Raw genomic sequence first — 16,417 nt, forward strand, 5'->3', positions numbered from 1 at the left:
GTCAGGCGGTGGGCAGCAGACCGTAGGCCAGCGTGATGACCCATCCGTCGCGCGAGGCATCGACGAGGCCGTACTTCATGGTCCGGTCGGGCAGCCAGCCGCGGTGCCGGCCGGCATCCAGACGCACGTGGTCGGGGGCGACCCGCACACCGCGACCGTCGGCCTCGAGGACGGCCTGCACACACACCCAGTGGTGCAGGAGGTCGCTCATGTTGTTCTCGTCGAAGAGGTGGGAGTGCTTCTTCATCTGCCGCACGTCCGCGTCCTCGGGGTGCAGGTCGCGGATGTCGATGCCCAACGGCAGCCCGGGATCGCAGATCGCGACGACGGTCGCGGCGCGGTAGCTCGCCGTCACGATCGCGATCGGGAGTTCAGCCCCGTCGCGGAAGGCGATGAGCCGCGTGTGGTAGCCGAAGCCGCGGGGCGCCTCGCGCTCGATCTTGATGTCGCTGGGCTCGCACCGCAGCCGGGTGGCGACGAGCTCCTTCGCGATGATGCGGCGGCGGTCGTGCACGGTGGTGCCCGGATCCCACCCGAGCCGCGCCGAGATGCCCTCGGGAGTGTCCAGAAGAACCGTCTGCAGAGTCATGTCTCTCCCTCGTCCGACCTTCCCCCATCTTGGCCCAACTGGGCCGCCGAGGGGGAGCCGCGCCGGCCGTGCGTAACCCCTGGGAGAATGGCGGAGTGAAACTGCTGGTCGCCGCCCTCGAGTCCGAACTGTCCGCATTCCCGCATACGCTCGACGGATTCGACCGCCTTGTCACCGGTCCCGGCAAGCTGCAGGCCACCCACGCGCTCACGCGCGCCCTCCATGCCGGCGCGTACGACGAGGTCCTCGTCGTCGGCACGGCGGGAGCGGTCGACCGCAAGACGACGGGTGTCCACGAGGTGACCGCCGCGATCCAGCACGACGTGTCGGACATCGACGGCATCGCCGGTCAGCACGTCTCGCTGCCGTCGCAGGTGACGACCGGCGCCGCCGGCGGCGCGATCATCGCGACGGGCGACCATTTCGTCGACGACGCGGCGACGGTCGCGGCGATCCGTGCCCTCGGAGGCACGCTCGTCGACATGGAGACCTACGCCTACATCTGGGTCGCCGGACAGTTCGGGGTGCGCATCCGGGTGCTCAAGGCGGTGTCGGACAACGCCCAGGACGACGCGATCACCGACTGGCGCGCCGCGGTCGCCGCGTGCAGCGTGCAATTGCGCGACCGCGTGCGCGAGCTCTACGGAGTCTGAGCGCGCCTGGCGCGGGACGACGTTCGGCGGCTCGTGGGCCTGTTCAGTCCTCGCTCCGGCGGAACAGCATCCGGATGACGAGGAAGACCACCACCGCCACGATCGCGACCATGCCGAGCTTGGCGATGAGCCATGCGAGCTTGAAGATCACGTCGACGAGGAACCAGGCGATGACGACGGCGACGATGACGCCGACGACCGTCCAGAGGCTGCTGCGGGTCATACCCCCAGCCTAGGAGAAGGGCGGAGCTCGTCCGCCCGCGGCGGGCGCGGGCGGCGCGGCTACGCCTTCGCTCGCGCCGAAATGCGGGTGCGAACGCCCTCCACCCACGATTCGGCGCGGGTCGATTTCCAACACCGGACTCGCCCGCGCCGAAGTGCGGGTGCGGGGCCCCTCCACCCACCATTCGGCGCGGATCAATTTCCAACGCCGGCCTCGCCCGCGCCGAAGTGCGGGTCCGAAGGCCCTCGACCCGCCATTCGGCGCGGATCAATTTCCAACGCCGGCCTCACCTGCGCCGAAGTGCGGCTCCGAAGGCCCTCGACCCGCCATTCGGCGCAGATCAACTTCAACGCCGAGCCTCGCCCGCGCCGAAGTGCGGGTGCGAAGGCCCTCGACCCGCCATTCGGCGCGGATCAACGCGGTGTGACGGCACGGCGCGGCGCGGCCTCACCCGCCCCAGGGCGGGCCGCCCGCCGTGGCCCACCGAAGCAGCCGCCGAGTGTCTGGCTACGGCGTCGGGTACGACCCCGGGACGGCGACGTCCTGACGGATGACGCTCGGGCCCTCCGGGGTCGCCGTGACGACGAGCTGTGCGGGGAGCTGCTCCTTCATGGCCTCGACGTGACTGATGACGCCGACGGTCCGGCCGCCGGCGCGCAGCTCGTCCAGCGTGCGCATCGCGAGGTCGAGGGTCTCGGGGTCGAGTGAGCCGAAGCCCTCGTCGACGAACAGGGTGTCGAGCCGAAGCCCGCCGGCGCGGTTCGTCACGACCTCGGCGAGGCCGAGCGCGAGGGCCAGGGATGCCAGGAAGGTCTCGCCTCCGGAGAGGGACTGCGGCGAGCGGCGGAGACCGGTGTGCGCGTCGAGCACCTCGATGCCGAGCCCCGACGCCGCGTTGCGGGCCTGCCGCGCGTCCGAGTGGTGCAGCGAGTACCGTCCCGCCGACATCTCGGCGAGGCGGAGGGTCGCCGCCGCGACGATCTCCTCGAGCTCGGCCGCGAGCACGAAGGTCTCGAGGTCCATCTTCATCGTGTTGGGCGCCCGGCCAGCGACGGTGTCGGCGAGGCGTGTGATGGCCGCGGCCTCGTCGGCGATCGCGGCGACGTCGGCGTAGGCGGCATCCGTCTGCACGAGGAGGTCGCGGAGCCGGTCGGCGGCGTTCTGCGCGTCCCGCTGCGCCGCGATCGCGGCGGCGCGCGCGGTGTCGGCGGCCGTCGCCGCAGCCTCGGATGCCGCCAGGTCGGGCGGGTCGACGAGGTCGATGCTCTCGAGCTCGAGGGCGAGGAGGCGTGCGCGGATCGCGGCCAGGGCCGCCGCGTGCGCCGAGAGCCGCGTGTCCACCGCGGCTCGCTCGGGCGGGTCGAGCAGCGCGTCGGCGGCCGCGACGGCCGAGTCGAACACGGAGCCGGCGAGGCCGGCGTCGCGGTCGGCCACGGCGGTCGCGAGGGCTCGTTCCTGCTCTGCGGCCCGCTCGCGGGCGGCGAGGCAGTCGCGCGCGAGGTCTCGGCGGCCGCGGGCCTCGGCCACGCGCGCGGCGACGGTGTCGTGGGTACCGCGGGCCGCGCGCACGTCGGCGCGGAGCGCGTCGGCGGTGGCCTGGAGCCCTGCGACGGCGGCCCGATCCTCCGCCAGCCGCGCGTCCAGCGCCGCGCGCTCCGCCCGCGCGGCAGCGTCGAGGTCGTCGAGTTCGGTGAGCTGCGCGTCGAGGAGCCTGACACGGTCGTGCGCCTCCTCGGCCGACCGCAGATCTGCCTCGGCGGCGGTGAGCTGCACGGCGAGCTCGTCGACGACGCCGCCTCCGGCGCGGGCGTTCGCGTCGGCGAGGCGGTCGCGGGCCGCCCGGGCGGCGTCCCCCGCCGTGCGCGCGGCCTCCGCGGCAGCATCGCGCGCCGCTTCCGCTGTGGTGAGGTCGTCGTCGGTGACGGGCTCCGTGGCTGCCGCCGCCGGATGCGGGTGTTCGAGCGATCCGCAGACGCTGCACGGCTCGCCGTCCAGGAGCTGGGCGGCGAGCTCCCCCGCGTGGCCGGCCAGGCGGCGCTGCAGGAGGAGCGTGACGGCGTCCGCCGCGTTGCCGGACTCGGCGCTGCGGCGCGCGTACTCGAGGTCGGCGCGCGCGGCGGCCTCCGCGAGCCCGACGGCCTCCTGCGCCGCCGCGAGCCGCGCGCGCAGCGCGTCCCGGCGGTCCTGAAGATCGGTCAGGCGCGCGGCGACGGCCGCATCGGCCCGACGCTGGGCGGTCAGCCGGTCCCGCTCGGCCGGCACGAGCGCCCGCTGCTCGTCGAGCGTCGCGATGTCCTGCGCGCGCGACGCGACCTCCGCCTCCCGCGCTGCGAGGTCGGCCTCGACGCGGACGAGGTCACGCTCGGCCTCTTCGGCCGCACCCCAGAGGGCGAGGTCACCGGTGAGCGCCTCGAGCACGGCGTCGAGGTCATCGGCCGCGTCGCCGCCGGCGGCGATCCAGTCCGCATCCGCCTGGGCGCGCGCGGCTGTCGCGGCCGCCGCCGCCGCTTCGGCGCGGGTCGCCGCCGCGAGGGTCGCGCGCAGCGCCTCGGCCGCGAGCGCACGCTCGAGCCGCGCGCGCTCGTCGGCCATGCGCGGCGCGTCGTCCTCCAGTCGGGTGAGCTCCGCCCGCGCCGCGACGAGTTCGCCGAGCGTCTTGGCCTGGGCGACGAGCGCCGCGTGCGCGTCCGCGGCGGCCGCCGCGGCGGCATCCGTGCGCTCTCGCTCGGTCGCCTGCTGCTCGACCTGGTACTCCGCGCGCTGCAGGGCGAGGTCGGCGGCTTCGCGCCGGGCCGAGAGGTCGAGTCCGTCGGGCCGGTCGCCGCCGCCGAGCCCTCGCTCGTCGATGAGCCGCTCGGCGAGATCGAGGAGCGTGCCGGCACGCTCCCCGGCACCCTCCAGACGTCGCTGCGCCTGGCGTCGCCGCTCCTCGAGATCGTCCTTGTACTCCTCGAAGCGCCGCGTGCCGAAGAGGGTCCGCAGCAGGGTCTGCCGTTCGCCGGGCGAGGCGAGCAGGAAGCGGGAGAACCGGTTCTGGGCGAGCAGGATGACCTGCTGGAACTGCTGGGCGTTCAGCCCCAGGATGCCGTCGAGCAGCAGCGCGACATCGCGCGGCTTCGCGGCGCGTCCCACCCAGACGCCGTCCACCAGCTCCTCGAGCTCCGCGCGGGTCGGTTCCGTGGTCACGCCGCCGCCGCGCTTGGCGGGACGGTCGTACTCCGGGGCGCGGGCGACGCGCCACCGGGTGTCGCCGACCGTGAACTCGAGGCGCACCTCGGTGGGATCGCCGAGCGCGCAGTGGTCGCTGCGCAGCCGGCGCTCGCCGCCGTCGTACCGCGGCACGGAGCCGTACAGCGCGAAGCTCACGCCGTCGAGGATGCTGGATTTGCCGGCGCCCGTGCGTCCGGAGATGAGGAAGACTCCGTCGCCGCAAAACGCGTCGAAGTCGACGGTCTGGGTCACGCGGAACGGCCCGAACCCGGTGAGCTCGAGGCGGTGCAGCTTCACGCAAGCGCCTCCGCTTTGGTGCGCTCGTCGAGGACGTCGGCGAGCAGGTCGGCCTCCCGCTCGGAGGCGCCCTGCCCGTCGCGGACGTGCTGCAGGAACGCGTCGACGAGCTCCCGGTCGCTGCGCGCCGCGCGCACCCGGTCGACGTAGGTGCCGCCGGCCCGCTCGCGAGCCGCCGCGGGGGTGTGCACGACCTTGGCGCAGTGCGGGAACCGTGCCTGCAGCCGCCGCAGCGGCTCGCGCTGCGGGAGGTCGTCGGTGTACTCCACGGACACCCAATCCTCCTCGTGCGCGGCGAAGCGCGCGTCGGTGAGGATGTCCTCGAGCGGCGCCCGGAGGGTCGCGAGCCGGCGCGGGACGGGCAGTTCGAGCCAGGTGACGCCGGCGAGACCGGTCGCATCCAGCTCGACGAGCCAGCTGCCGCGGGGCTTGGAGCCCTCGCCGAAGCTGTAGTGCAGGGGGGCGCCGGAGTAGCGCGCATGCGGCGCGAGCTCCTGCCGTCCGTGGATGTGGCCGAGGGCCATGTAGTCGACGCCGTCGAAGCACGACCACGGCACGACGTCGAGCCCGCCCTGCTGGATGTCGCGCTCGAGCTGCGGCGTGGGCTCGACCTTCGCGGCGAAGCAGTGCGCGATCGCGACCGACCGGCCTTCGCCGCGCTGCGCGAGATCGGCGCGGACGAGGTCCATGGCGTGGCCGAGGACGTCGGCCTGCGAGCGGGCGGCGGGCCACAGGTGGCGCAGCAGCGCGGGCTCGAGGAAGGGGATGCCGTAGAAGTGCACCGGGCCGTCGGCATCCGTCACCGTGATCGGCGTGCCGATGGCGGCAGGATCGGTGAGGACGTGGATGCCGTCGCGCAGCAGGCCGGCCTGGAAGCCCAGCCGTGCGGCGGAGTCGTGGTTGCCGCTCGTGACGATGACCTGCGCGCCGGTGTCGGCGAGCGCGCGCAGCGTGTCGGAGAGCAGGGTGTAGCAGGCGGCCGCGGGGGCGCCGGAGTCGAATACGTCGCCGGCGACGATGACGACGTCGACCTTCTCGTCACGCACCTGCTGTGTCAGCGCCTCGAGCACGCCGCGCAGCGCATCGAGCGTGGAGTGACCGTGGAAGGTCCGCCCGATGTGCCAGTCGGAGGTGTGCAGGATGCGCATGCCTCCACGCTACGAGCGAGCGCCGACATCCCCGGTGAAGCGGGCGGCGCTCCCCAGGATCAGGCGACGCGCGGGGCGTACCGTCCGGACTTCTCGGCCCGGGCGCGCGCCTTCGCGGCCTCCTCCTCGCGGTTCTTCGGCGGGGTCACGGCGACGAGGTCTTCGAGGAGGTGATGGGTTGCGTGCGCGATCTCGGCGACGGCACGGTCGAACGCGGCCTGGTTCGCCTTCGACGGCTTCGTCGTCCCGGCGATCTTGCGGACGTACTGCAGGGCTGCGGCGTGCACCTCGTCGCCGGTCGCGGCCGGCTCGAAGTTGTGCAGGGTGTGGATGTTGCGGCACATGCCCCCACGGTACGACGGCGTCCCGCGCGGCGACAGCCCCCGGATACGCTCGAGGGATGGGCGCGAGCGACGAGGGACCGAAGACGACGCCCGACCCCGCAGCCGAGTTCGCCGCGGCGGCGGATGACCTCGTGGAGCGGCTCGCCGGCGTCCCCGAGGAGGACGGCGTCGTGTCACCCTTCACCGTGGACGGCGCGGAGCTGATCCTCGAGGAGCTCGGCGCGGGCCCGCGCCTGTTCCTCCTCCTGCACGGGATCGGGATGGGGCGCCGCGTCTTCGCCGACCTCGCCGCGCACCTCGCGCCCCACGGCCGGGTCTGGATGATCGACCAGCCCGGCTACGGCGAGGCCCCGGAGCCGCCCCGGACCCCGACCATGGCGCGGACGGCGGACTTCGTCGCCGCCCTGCTGCGCGACCGCGGTGAGACGGATGCCGTCGTCATCGGCCACTCGATGGGCACGCAGGTGGCCGTCGAGCTCGCCGTCCGGCATCCGCAGCTCGTCGGCGCGCTGGTCCTCGCCGGACCCACCGTGGATCCGCGCGCCCGGACGGCGCCGCGGCAGCTCCTGCGCCTGGCGCGGGACCTCCTCGTGGAGAGCCCGCGCGTCTTCCTCCTCGGCGGCCGGGAGTACCTCCGCGCCGGCCCGCACCTGCGCCGCAAGATGACCGCCATGCTCGTGCACCGTCCCGAGGAGGTGTATCCCCGCGTCGCAGCGCGAACCCTCGTGCTGCGCGGGGCCGAGGACTACGTCGCGCCGCAGGAGTGGTGCGTGGGCGTGGCGACGCTCATCCCGGATGCCGAACTGGCCGAGCTGGCCGACCACGGGCACGAGACGCTCATCCGCGACGCGCGACCCGCGGCCGACCGCATCCTGGCCTTCGTTTCGGAGTGACGGCCGCTCAGCCGGAGATCTCCCGCACGAGGGCGGCGATGCGCCGCTCGTCGAGCTGCAGGCCCGTGTCCTGGAGCCGGCTGCGCAGCAGTTTCTCCACCATCGCGGCATCCTGCCCCTGGCCGTCGGAACGCACCTGGGCGAGAAGACCGTCGAGCTTGTCGTCCCCGGACGCCGTGTGGGTGTCCATGGCGGGGGCGTCCTGCGTGCCCGCCGCCGAGGCATCCGGCGTTCCGGCGGGGGTGGAGGCGGCGTCGTCAGGGTGGTCGTGCTCGTCGGCGATGGCACCACCGCCTACGCCGGCGTCGCTGGCCTGGGCTTTCGCGCCCGGTCCTCCGGCATCCGGGTAGTTGCCGCCCGGCTCGTCGAACTCGTTCGCCGTGCCGCTCATCGGTCGGCCTGCTCGTCGGTGACCATGTCGGGGTCGAGGCCCTGCTGGATCTCGGCGCTCTCCACGAACTGGTCGGAGATCTGCACGCCGTCGGGGGCGAGGATGCCGTCTCCCGCGGAGCCGCCTCCCTGCCGGTCGGCGTCGTCCGCCGCCTCGGAAGCGGCGAGCGAGGCGTCACCCGTCGCGGCGTCGCTCTGCTCCCTCGTCTCCTGGTCGGCGACGTCGCCGGATTCCCAGCCGCCGGCGGGGTTCCCGTCGATCATGCCCTCGGGGTTGTCTTGGTTCATGGCACGCTCCTTATCGGTCGTGCCCCCACCGTCGCCCACGGGCAGGCGGGCGGCCAGAGGGTTGACGCCCTCGGTGTTGTGCAGTAGCCGTGCGGTGGCCGCGGGTCAGCTCGCGCGGCGCGCGGCGAGGAGACCGGCGCGCTCGGGGTGCGCGGCGAACCAGTCGGCGACGTACCAGCACACGGGGCTGACGACCCGGTCGCCGCGCTGCTCGATGTCGGCGACGGCACGCTCGACGAGTTCGCCGGCGTACCCATGGCCGCGGAAGGTGGGCACGGTGTAGGCCCGGGTCATGGCGACGGTGCGACCGTCGTCGCGGTAGTCCAGGACACTGACGAGGTCATCGCCCTTGTGGAGCGTGTACCGCGAGGCGTCGGGTTCGTTCGCGAACGTGAAGCTCATGGCTCCACGCTACGCCGCTTCTCCGACAGCGAGCTGAGCCACGCGTCGACCTCTCGCTGTCCGCGCAGCCGCACCACCGGGACACCGTCCGCGATCCGCTGCAGCATCCGCTCCCGCGTCACAGGGTGGTTCGCCCACGCCCAGCGGACGATGTTGCGCTCCGGCTCCCAGCGCACCCAATCGCGCACCCGCTCCCGGTTTCCGTGCCACAGCTCCTTCTGCAGGATGCCGCGGCGCAGCGTCCTGCCGATGACCCGGCGCATAACGGTGCGGCGCGGATGGTCCAGCCAGACGTAGACGTCCGCGCCTCCAGGCGTCCCGGGGTCGAGCAGCCCCTGCAGCCGGGACGTCCAGTTGCCGTCCACGACCCAGCCGTCCGGATTCTCGGCAGCGAACGCGCGCACCTGCGCGTGCGCCTCATTCAGGTCGCGGTACGTCCACTCGGCATCCCAGAACACGGCATCGAGTTCGAGGCGCGCGACGCCGAGGATCTCCGCGAGCTGGGCGGCCAGATGCGACTTGCCGGAGCCCGAGGTGCCGACGATGCGGACCCGGCGAAGGGGCGGTTCAGTCACGACTGAGCAATCTGTCACATTCCGTCACGTTGTGACGACGGCATCCGTGCGGTTTGACACATGTGGACACGCTTCGTCATAATCAAGCCTATGACTGACAACGCACGCACTCTGTCCGCCCTGGAGGCGAACGGAACTGCCGGCATCATGATGCCGCAGCGTGTTGTCATGTGTTGCCGAATGTGTCGCTGACACGGTGATCCCCGCCGGGCTGCCCCGCCGCTTCTGAACGCGGTGCGCCAGCCCCCGAGCCACCGGCTCCCTCCGCCCACGACGCGGAAGCCGGCTGCCTCGCACATCGGCCGATCTGCGGCCGACCGCGCAACACACTCGAACCCGTGACGGGCACCGCGCCCCGGGTTCCCTCCCCGAAGGACTTCGCCATGTCGAACACCGCTCTCCTCACCCGCCCCGCCACCCGTCACCTGCGCGCCGTCGAGGATGTCGCCCCTGCCAAGCCCGCCGCGCCCGCCCCGGCTGCGGCCCTGCCGGCCGGCACCGCGCCCCGTGGCTTCGCCCTGTACGTCGGCATCGACGAGGCCAAGGCGGCCGCCGACGGCGTCAGCCTCTCCGTGCTCGTCGAGGCGCTGCGCCGCACGATCGGCGAGCTCGCCCCGCACGCCGAGACGTACGCCACGGTCGCCCTCGCCCCGGCCGGCGCCGGCGGACGGGATGTGGACGTCGTGCGCCTCGCGCTGCACGAGCCGAGCGCCGTCGCCCGCACGAAGCAGGACGAGCCGGCCGACGACCACGTCCCCGGCGGCGTCACGATCGACATCTCGCGCCGCCGCGTGCACATCGACGGCGAGGCCGCACCGCTCACCTTCAAGGAGTTCGAGCTGCTGCAGTACCTCGTGCTCCGCGAGGGACGGACGATCGAGCGCACCGAGCTCGTGTCGTCGCTGTGGAGCCACGCCGGCGACGACGAGGCGCCCGGTGAGCGCACGATCGACGTGCACGTGCGGCGCCTGCGCTCCAAGCTCGGCCGGTACGAGGACATCGTGCGCACCGTGCGGGGCATCGGCTACCGCTTCGACCGGCACGCCGACGTCGTCATCCGCTACGGGCACGGCACGCCGTCCCCCGACCGCTTCTGAGCCACTCGCGCTGCTCCGCCCCACGCCCGCCCTCCTGGACTTCATCCGCGCTGAATGGCGGGTGCAGCCCTCATGCACCCGCATCTTGGCGCGGGCGAATCGGGCGGCGAGGATTCATCCGCGGCGAATGGCGGGTCACAGCGGCCCGCACCCGCATCTTGACGCGGGTGAACCTCGGGGCGGGTAAACCTCGAGGCGCGGGTGAACCTCGAGGCGCGGGAAGCTCGAGGCGCGTGAGCCTCGCGTCCTGAGCTGTCAGGAGCGCGACGTAGGGTGGGCAGCATGACGACGGTCGCGACGGGACGGATGCCGCAGCGCGCGGCGCCGCCGATCGCCCATGGTCGCCCGATCGAGACCGAATACCGGCCGCGGACGCCCATCGACGCGGCCCGGGCGATCCGCTACCAGCAGCGCGGCGCCCACGACCCGAGCCAGACCACCCACGGCGGCGTCATCTGGCGCGCGACCCGCACTCCGCAGGGCATCGCGACCCTCGCCGTCCGCGTCGAGCGCGGCCTCGTCCGCGGAGCCGCCTGGGGCCCCGGGGCGGCGTGGACCCTCGAGCAGCTCCCCCGCCTGTGCGGAGCGGACGACGATCCGGAGGGGTTCGACGCGTCGCGGCATCCGCTCGTCGCGGAGACGCACCGGCGCCACCCGGGCCTGCGCATCGGCGGCACCGACCTCGTCTTCGACGCGCTCGCGAGCTCGATCTTCGAGCAGAAGGTCACCGGGCTGCAGGCGTTCGCCGCGTGGCGGGCGATCCTCACCTGGTTCGGCGAACGCGCACCGGGCCCGACGCCGAGGCCCATGTTCGCCCCGCCGGCGCACTGGCACCTCATCCCGAGCTGGGCGTGGCATCGCGCGGGCCTCGAGCCCCCGCAGTCGCGCACCGTCGTGGAGGCGGCGCGGCGGCGCGCGTCGATCGAACGCGCCGCCGCCGCGGCGCACGACGGAGACGCCCGCGACCGGCTGTTCATGGGCCTTCGCGGCGTGGGCATCTGGACGAGCGCGGAGACCCGCATCCGCACGTGGGGCGACCCGGATGCGGTCAGCGTCGGCGACTACCACGTGGCCCATGAGGTCGGCTACGCCCTCACGGGCCACCGCGTCGACGATGACGGCATGCTCGAACTCCTCGAGCCGTGGCGCGGACAGCGGCAGCGCGTCATCCGGCTGCTCGAGCTCAGCGGTGCGCGCGAGCCCCGCCGCGGGCCGCGTCTGCACCCGGAGGATCATCGGGGCCGCTGACACCCGTTGCGGGATGTCGGGGGTGCGCGCCACACTGGCGGCATCACCGCTGGAGAGGACAGCCGATGGACCTCAACGCGTACATCTCGTTCCGGAACACGGCGCGCGAGGCGCTGGAGTTCTACCAGTCCGTGCTGGGCGGCGAGCTCACGCTCAACGACTTCAGCGCCTACCCCGACATGGGCGTCGACCCGTCGGAGACGCATCTGATCATGCACGGGCAGCTCACGACCGAGGACGGCATGACGCTGATGGCATCGGACAGCCCGACCGGGATGCCGTATACCGCGCCGGCCGGGATCTCCGTCTCGCTCAGCGGCGACGACGCCGAGCGCCTGCAGCGCGCGTGGGACGGACTGTCTGACGGCGGCACCGTCGTGATGCCCTACGAGGAGCCGCCGTGGGGCGGTCGGTTCGGGATGCTGACCGACCGGTTCGGCATCGACTGGATGGTGGCGCTGAACGCATGACGGCGGTCGAACGGTGAGGATCGCCGTCGCCGGCGCGACCGGCACCGTGGGGCGGCATATCGTCGCCGCCGTCGAAGCGCAGGGCGACGAGGTGATCCCTGTCACCCGGAGTGCCGGCATCGACCTGCTGACGAGAGCGGGCCTGGAGCGGGCGCTGGACGGGGTGGATGCCGTCGTCGACGCCGTGAACGTCAGCACCCTGTCCGCGGAGAAGGCCGCCGAGTTCTTCGCCACGGCGACGGGCAACCTCGGCTCCGCCGCGCGGGCGGCGGGGGCGGCCAACGTCGTGCTTCTGTCCATCGTCGGCATCGACCGCAACCCGCACGGGTACTACGCCGGCAAGGTCGCGCAGGAACGAGCCCTCATCGAAAGCGGCGCGCCGGCGACGATCGTCCGGGCGACCCAGTTCCACGAGTTCGCGGCACAGATCGCCGGCCGCGCGAGGATCGGCCCGCTGCCGCTCGCGCCCACGGGCCGGGTGCAGCCGATCGCCGCGGCGGAGGTCGGCATCCATCTCGCCCGTACGGCCGCCCAGCCGCCCCACGGCCTCGCGCCGGACCTCGCCGGCCCGCGCGAGGAAGCGCTCGACGACATGGTGCGCCGATGGTGGTCGCACGCGCACGGCCGCCGCGGCTGGATCCCGTCGATCGCGCTGCCGGGCGCACAGATGAAGGGCATGCGGGCAGGTCTCAACCTGCCCGGCCCGGACGCCGTGCTCGGAACGCAGACCTTCGACGAGTGGCTGTCAGCCCAGTAGCTCGGGGCGCTCGAACTCCGCGCCGTCGATGTGCTGGGCGAGGAACGCGAACACCGTCTCGTACCAGACCTTCGCGTGCGGGGGCTTGAGCACCCAGTGGTTCTCGTCGGGGTAGTAGAGGAACCGGTGCGGGATCGTCCCGTCCTCGGCGGCGAAGTGCTCGTTGAGCTCCGACCACAGCCGCAGGCTCTCCCCGATCGGCACGCGGTAATCGCGGTCGCCGTGGATGACGAGCAGCGGAGTACGGATGTCCTTCACGAAGCGGTGTGGCGAGTTCTCGACCATCCCCTCGGCGGTGAAGATCCGCTGCCAGTAGGAGGAGTCGTCCGTCGTGCCGTTGAACTGGTCGAGGGCCCACAGGCTCGCGTGCGTGACGATGGCGCGGAAGCGGTCGGTGTGCCCGGCGACCCAGTTCGCCATGTAGCCGCCGAACGATCCGCCCATCGCGGCCGTGCGCGTCTCGTCGATCTCCGGCCGCGCGACGACGGCGTCCGTGATCGTCATCAGGTCGGTATAGGGCTTGCCGCCCCACGCGTTCCAGCCGCGCGCGATGAACTCGAGACCGTAGCCGGTCGACAGTGCGGGGTCGGGAAGCAGCACGGCGTACCCGCGCGCGACGGCCAGCTGCGGGTTCCAGCGCCAGCTCCACGCGTTCCAGCTGTTCAGCGGTCCGCCGTGGATCCACAGCAGGAACGGCGCCGGGTTCTCGGCGCTCGCGCCCGGCGGCAGGAGGAGCCAGCCGCGCACGCGCGCGCCGTCGCCGGCCGTCGCGTCGACGTCGGTCACGGTGCCGGGCACCGCGGGGAGGGCGACGGGGCTGACCAGGGGCACCGCCGTGCCGTCGCGGGCGACGCGGACGGCGTGCGGGGGCGTCATCCAGTTCGACCGCAGCGCGACGATCTCGCCGGTGGATGCCGCGACGTCGACGTCGGTGTAGGTGAAGTCGTCGCGGGTGAGCTGCTCGACGGGGCCGCCGTCCATGGGCACCCGGAAGATGGGGCCGCGGCCGTCCTGGTCCGCCGTGACGATGAGCGCGGTGTCGTCGCGGTCGAACCGGATGCTGGTGGGCCAGCGGTCCCACCCGTCCGCGATGCGACGGGCCCCGGAGCCGTCGATCCCCGCGACCCACAGTTCCTGGTCTGCCGGGGCGGACGGGTCGCCCATCGCCGCGCGGACGAAGGCGAGCGTCGCGCCGTCGTGGCTGATGACGGGGTGCTCGAAGTACGTGTCGGCCTCGTCGAACAGCACCGTCCGGTCACCGCTCGCGGTGTCGATCGCGACGAGCCGGTACCGGCCCTCGCGGCCCTGGGCGGTGCGCAGCGCCGCCACGAGTGTCTTCCCGTCCGGCGTGAGCGCCGTCCCGGCATCCTCCGCGCCGCGCCCGGCGACGAGTGTCCGCGGACGCGGCAGGCTTTCCGGGTACGGCGTCACGGCATCCTGGTCGTCGCCCTCGGCGGCATCCTCGGGCTGGTCCACGAGCACGGCGATCGTGTCGGCGAAGCCGGTGAGGTCGAGGGTGTGCAGCGCCGGCGCGGCCGGGCCGAGGTCGTGGTCCCAGTACCGCACGGGGTACGCGTCGTGCAGGATCGCGGAGACCTTCAGCTTCTTCCGCGCGGCGCGCAGCCGGGCGTCGGCTTCGATGCTGTCGGCGGAAGGTAGCAGCGGGGCGCCCAGCACGAGCACGTCGGCGCCTTCGGCCGCGGTGACGCCGGCGACGCCCCCCGCGAGGCGGGTGACGGGCCGCGCCTCGCCGCCGGCGGCGGGCAGCAGCCACAGCTGCGCCTGCTCGGCGTCCTCCTCGGCTTCGGTGTCGGGGCGCGCCGAGACGAAGAGGATGTCGCCGCGAGCGGTGAACGCGGCCCCGGTCTCGCCCTTCGCGGAGCGGGTCAGCCGCACCGGCACGCCGTCGCCATCGACCGGGACCTCCCACAGCGACCGCTCGTAGGCGGTCTTGTCCTTGCCGAGCGTCGCGACCGTCAGCACGGCGCGCGTGCCGTCCGGCGAGAGCGCGAGCGCCTCGATGCGGGGCTGGGAGAGGTAGTCGTCCAGGGAGTGGAAGGGGGTCGTCGCCATGGCATCCACGCTAGCGGCCGCTCACATCTCCTCGTGGGTATCGGGGTCGCCGTCCCACAGCCGGCCGCGTTCCAGCCCGCTGATCGCGGCGACCTCGTCGTCGCTGAGCTCGAACCCGAACACGTCGGCGTTCTCGATCTGGCGCGCCGGGTCGGCGGACTTCGGGATCGGAGTCGAGCCCAGCTGCGTGTGCCAGCGCAGCACGACCTGCGTCGGGGTCACCCCGCGTGCCGCGGCGATGTCGGCGATGACCGGCTCGGTCAGCAGTTCGCTGCGCCGCGCGAGCGGGCTCCAGCTCTCGGTGCGGATGCCGTGCTCGGCGTGGAAGGCACGCAGGTGCGCCTGCGGGAAGTACGGGTGCAGCTCGACCTGGTTGACCGCCGGCGTCACCCCCGTCTCGTCGATGAGGCGCGTCAGCATCGCAGCGGTGAAGTTCGAGACGCCCACCGAGCCGACCTTGCCCTCGTCGCGCAGCGCGAGCATCGCGCGATAGGTGGAGACGTACTTGTCGATCCGGGGGTTCGGCCAGTGGATGAGGTAGAGGTCGATGCGGTCCAGCCCGAGGCGCTGGAGCGAGCCTTGGGCGCTGCGGATCGTCTCGTCGAAGCCGTGGTCGCGACCGGGGACCTTCGTCGTGACGATGAGGTCCTCACGGATGCCGGTGCGTCGCACCGCCTCGCCGACCTCGGTCTCGTTCCGGTAGTTCACGGCGGAGTCGAGGAGCCGATAGCCGCTCTCGACGGCGGCGACGACGGCGTCGACGCCTTCCGGGCCGGTCAGCTTGTAGGTGCCGAGCCCGAGCTGGGGGAACGGGGTGCCGTCGTTGAGGGTGACCGTGGGAATCGTGACCATGCGCCCACGCTACGCCTCGTCAGGCGATGAGCGCCTCGATGGCCGTGAGCACCCCGTGGTCGGCGTTGGAGGGCGCGCGATGCCGTGCCACGGCCACGATGTCCGGGTGCGCCTCGGCCATCGCGTACGACCAGTCCGCGGCCTGGAGGAGTTCCAGGTCGTTGAGGTAGTCGCCGAACGCGGCCGTCTGCGCGGGTGTCACGCCGAGCGCCCGCTGCAGGCTCTGCAGTGCGAGACCCTTGTTCACGCCCCGGTTCATGATGTCGACCCAGTGCAGGCCCGAGACGACGACCTGGTGCGTGGTCCGCAGGTCGGCGAGCGCGGGCGCGGTGTGGGTCTCGCCGCCGTCGGCGTCGTAGACGGCGACCTTGAGGATCTGATCGTCGACGGCCAGCAGGTCGTCGACGACCTCGAGGGCGGCGTAGTACTTCTCGGTCTCGGCCCGGAACTCCGCGTCGGCGCCCTCGATATAGGCGGAGCGCTTGCCGCACACGACGACGCCCAGGTTCGCGCCGGCCGCGGCGAGCGCGCGCAGGCGGGTGATGAGGAACGCCGTGAACGCGGGGTCCATCGCATCCGAGCTGATCTCCTCGTCGCCGCGGACGACATACGCGCCGTTCTCGGCGATGTAGTCCAGCTCCGCATCCACGCCCGCGAACATCCGCTGCAGCGTCGCGAGCTGACGGCCGCTCGCGGGGGCGAACGCGATCCCCCGGTCGTGCAGGCGGTCGAGCAGCGCCCACAGGGGCGCGGGGATCGCGCCGCCCGGCTCGAGGAGGGTGCCGTCCATGTCGACGGCGATGAGGCGGATGTCGGGAGTGCTCACGCCTCCATCGTCTCAGGCCCGGGCTGGGGGTTATCCCGAACCGAGGTCTCCGGATGCCTCCGCTGTGCCGGCGCACGCCGCG

General features: G+C 73.1%; 18 protein-coding genes. 6 read left to right on the top strand and 12 right to left on the bottom strand.

Translation table 11 applies throughout. The annotated features are described in order from the left end of the window. Window position 1 precedes the first annotated feature (1 nt). Window positions 2-589 carry a 4'-phosphopantetheinyl transferase family protein gene (locus MSA03_RS10620; RefSeq protein ID WP_147050959.1) on the bottom strand — a complete coding sequence of 196 codons (588 nt, stop codon included), beginning with the start codon at window positions 587-589 and terminating at the stop codon, window positions 2-4. Window positions 590-684: 95 nt separating this feature from the next. On the opposite strand from MSA03_RS10620, the gene MSA03_RS10625 reads away from it, so the two are divergent. After that, complete coding sequence (locus tag MSA03_RS10625; protein WP_147050960.1) at window positions 685-1,242, top strand: phosphorylase family protein; 558 nt, start codon at window positions 685-687, stop codon at window positions 1,240-1,242. 43 nt (window positions 1,243-1,285) lie between these two features. Here MSA03_RS10625 and MSA03_RS10630 read toward each other — a convergent pair whose 3' ends face one another. The 4 genes from MSA03_RS10630 to MSA03_RS10645 form a co-directional block, all read right to left on the bottom strand. Further along, a complete protein-coding gene (locus MSA03_RS10630; RefSeq protein WP_028496998.1) occupies window positions 1,286-1,465 on the bottom strand; it encodes a hypothetical protein in 180 nt (59 codons plus the stop codon). Between the two features lie 507 nt (window positions 1,466-1,972). Then, on the bottom strand, window positions 1,973-4,972 hold the full coding sequence (locus MSA03_RS10635) for an AAA family ATPase (protein WP_147050961.1): 3,000 nt from the start codon (window positions 4,970-4,972) through the stop codon (window positions 1,973-1,975). Beyond that, entirely contained in the window at window positions 4,969-6,120 is a 1,152-nt protein-coding gene (locus MSA03_RS10640; RefSeq protein WP_147050962.1) for an exonuclease SbcCD subunit D, read from the bottom strand. Before MSA03_RS10640 ends, MSA03_RS10635 begins: the two co-directional genes overlap by 4 nt. A gap of 59 nt (window positions 6,121-6,179) precedes the next feature. Next, a complete protein-coding gene (locus tag MSA03_RS10645) occupies window positions 6,180-6,464 on the bottom strand; it encodes a DUF2277 domain-containing protein (protein ID WP_147050963.1) in 285 nt (94 codons plus the stop codon). Window positions 6,465-6,520: 56 nt separating this feature from the next. Between MSA03_RS10645 and MSA03_RS10650 the strand changes: the two genes are divergently transcribed. Further along, window positions 6,521-7,357: an alpha/beta fold hydrolase gene (locus MSA03_RS10650; protein ID WP_147050964.1), complete on the top strand. Its 837-nt coding sequence runs from the start codon at window positions 6,521-6,523 to the stop codon at window positions 7,355-7,357. A 7-nt stretch (window positions 7,358-7,364) separates the two neighbouring features. On the opposite strand, the gene MSA03_RS10655 is transcribed toward MSA03_RS10650, so the two are convergent. From MSA03_RS10655 to MSA03_RS10670, 4 genes are all read right to left on the bottom strand, one after another. Then, window positions 7,365-7,748, bottom strand: coding sequence for a hypothetical protein (locus tag MSA03_RS10655; protein WP_147050965.1), 384 nt, complete (start codon window positions 7,746-7,748; stop codon window positions 7,365-7,367). Then, a complete protein-coding gene (locus MSA03_RS10660) occupies window positions 7,745-8,035 on the bottom strand; it encodes a hypothetical protein (RefSeq protein WP_147050966.1) in 291 nt (96 codons plus the stop codon). The genes MSA03_RS10655 and MSA03_RS10660 overlap by 4 nt, the downstream gene beginning before the upstream one ends. Before the next feature lie 105 nt (window positions 8,036-8,140). Continuing rightward, window positions 8,141-8,437 carry a GNAT family N-acetyltransferase gene (locus MSA03_RS10665; protein ID WP_028497003.1) on the bottom strand — a complete coding sequence of 99 codons (297 nt, stop codon included), beginning with the start codon at window positions 8,435-8,437 and terminating at the stop codon, window positions 8,141-8,143. Then, window positions 8,434-9,012, bottom strand: coding sequence for a P-loop NTPase family protein (locus MSA03_RS10670; protein WP_147050967.1), 579 nt, complete (start codon window positions 9,010-9,012; stop codon window positions 8,434-8,436). The genes MSA03_RS10665 and MSA03_RS10670 overlap by 4 nt, the downstream gene beginning before the upstream one ends. A gap of 383 nt (window positions 9,013-9,395) precedes the next feature. Here MSA03_RS10670 and MSA03_RS10675 point away from each other — a divergent pair, with 383 nt between their 5' ends. The 4 genes from MSA03_RS10675 to MSA03_RS10690 all read left to right on the top strand — a co-directional run bounded on the left by MSA03_RS10675 (window position 9,396) and on the right by MSA03_RS10690 (window position 12,584). After that, a complete protein-coding gene (locus MSA03_RS10675; RefSeq protein ID WP_147050968.1) occupies window positions 9,396-10,109 on the top strand; it encodes a winged helix-turn-helix domain-containing protein in 714 nt (237 codons plus the stop codon). A gap of 282 nt (window positions 10,110-10,391) precedes the next feature. Further along, window positions 10,392-11,357: a DNA-3-methyladenine glycosylase family protein gene (locus tag MSA03_RS10680; RefSeq protein WP_244946400.1), complete on the top strand. Its 966-nt coding sequence runs from the start codon at window positions 10,392-10,394 to the stop codon at window positions 11,355-11,357. A gap of 65 nt (window positions 11,358-11,422) precedes the next feature. Next, window positions 11,423-11,827 carry a VOC family protein gene (locus MSA03_RS10685; protein ID WP_147050969.1) on the top strand — a complete coding sequence of 135 codons (405 nt, stop codon included), beginning with the start codon at window positions 11,423-11,425 and terminating at the stop codon, window positions 11,825-11,827. Between the two features lie 13 nt (window positions 11,828-11,840). Continuing rightward, on the top strand, window positions 11,841-12,584 hold the full coding sequence (locus MSA03_RS10690; protein WP_147050970.1) for an SDR family oxidoreductase: 744 nt from the start codon (window positions 11,841-11,843) through the stop codon (window positions 12,582-12,584). Here the strand turns inward: MSA03_RS10690 and MSA03_RS10695 are convergent. From MSA03_RS10695 to MSA03_RS10705, 3 genes are read right to left on the bottom strand one after another with little or no spacing between them, the layout of a single operon-like run. Next, window positions 12,573-14,657 carry a S9 family peptidase gene (locus MSA03_RS10695; RefSeq protein WP_147050971.1) on the bottom strand — a complete coding sequence of 695 codons (2,085 nt, stop codon included), beginning with the start codon at window positions 14,655-14,657 and terminating at the stop codon, window positions 12,573-12,575. The two genes, MSA03_RS10690 and MSA03_RS10695, sit on opposite strands and share 12 nt — an antisense overlap. 21 nt (window positions 14,658-14,678) lie before the next feature. Then, window positions 14,679-15,509 carry an aldo/keto reductase gene (locus tag MSA03_RS10700; RefSeq protein WP_147050972.1) on the bottom strand — a complete coding sequence of 277 codons (831 nt, stop codon included), beginning with the start codon at window positions 15,507-15,509 and terminating at the stop codon, window positions 14,679-14,681. Between the two features lie 19 nt (window positions 15,510-15,528). Beyond that, window positions 15,529-16,335 (bottom strand): Cof-type HAD-IIB family hydrolase, encoded by an 807-nt coding sequence (locus MSA03_RS10705; RefSeq protein WP_147050973.1) that lies wholly within the window; start codon window positions 16,333-16,335, stop codon window positions 15,529-15,531. Window positions 16,336-16,417 lie beyond the last annotated feature (82 nt).

Source organism: Microbacterium saccharophilum (genome assembly GCF_007992455.1).
Classification (GTDB): Bacteria; Actinomycetota; Actinomycetes; order Actinomycetales; family Microbacteriaceae; genus Microbacterium; species Microbacterium saccharophilum.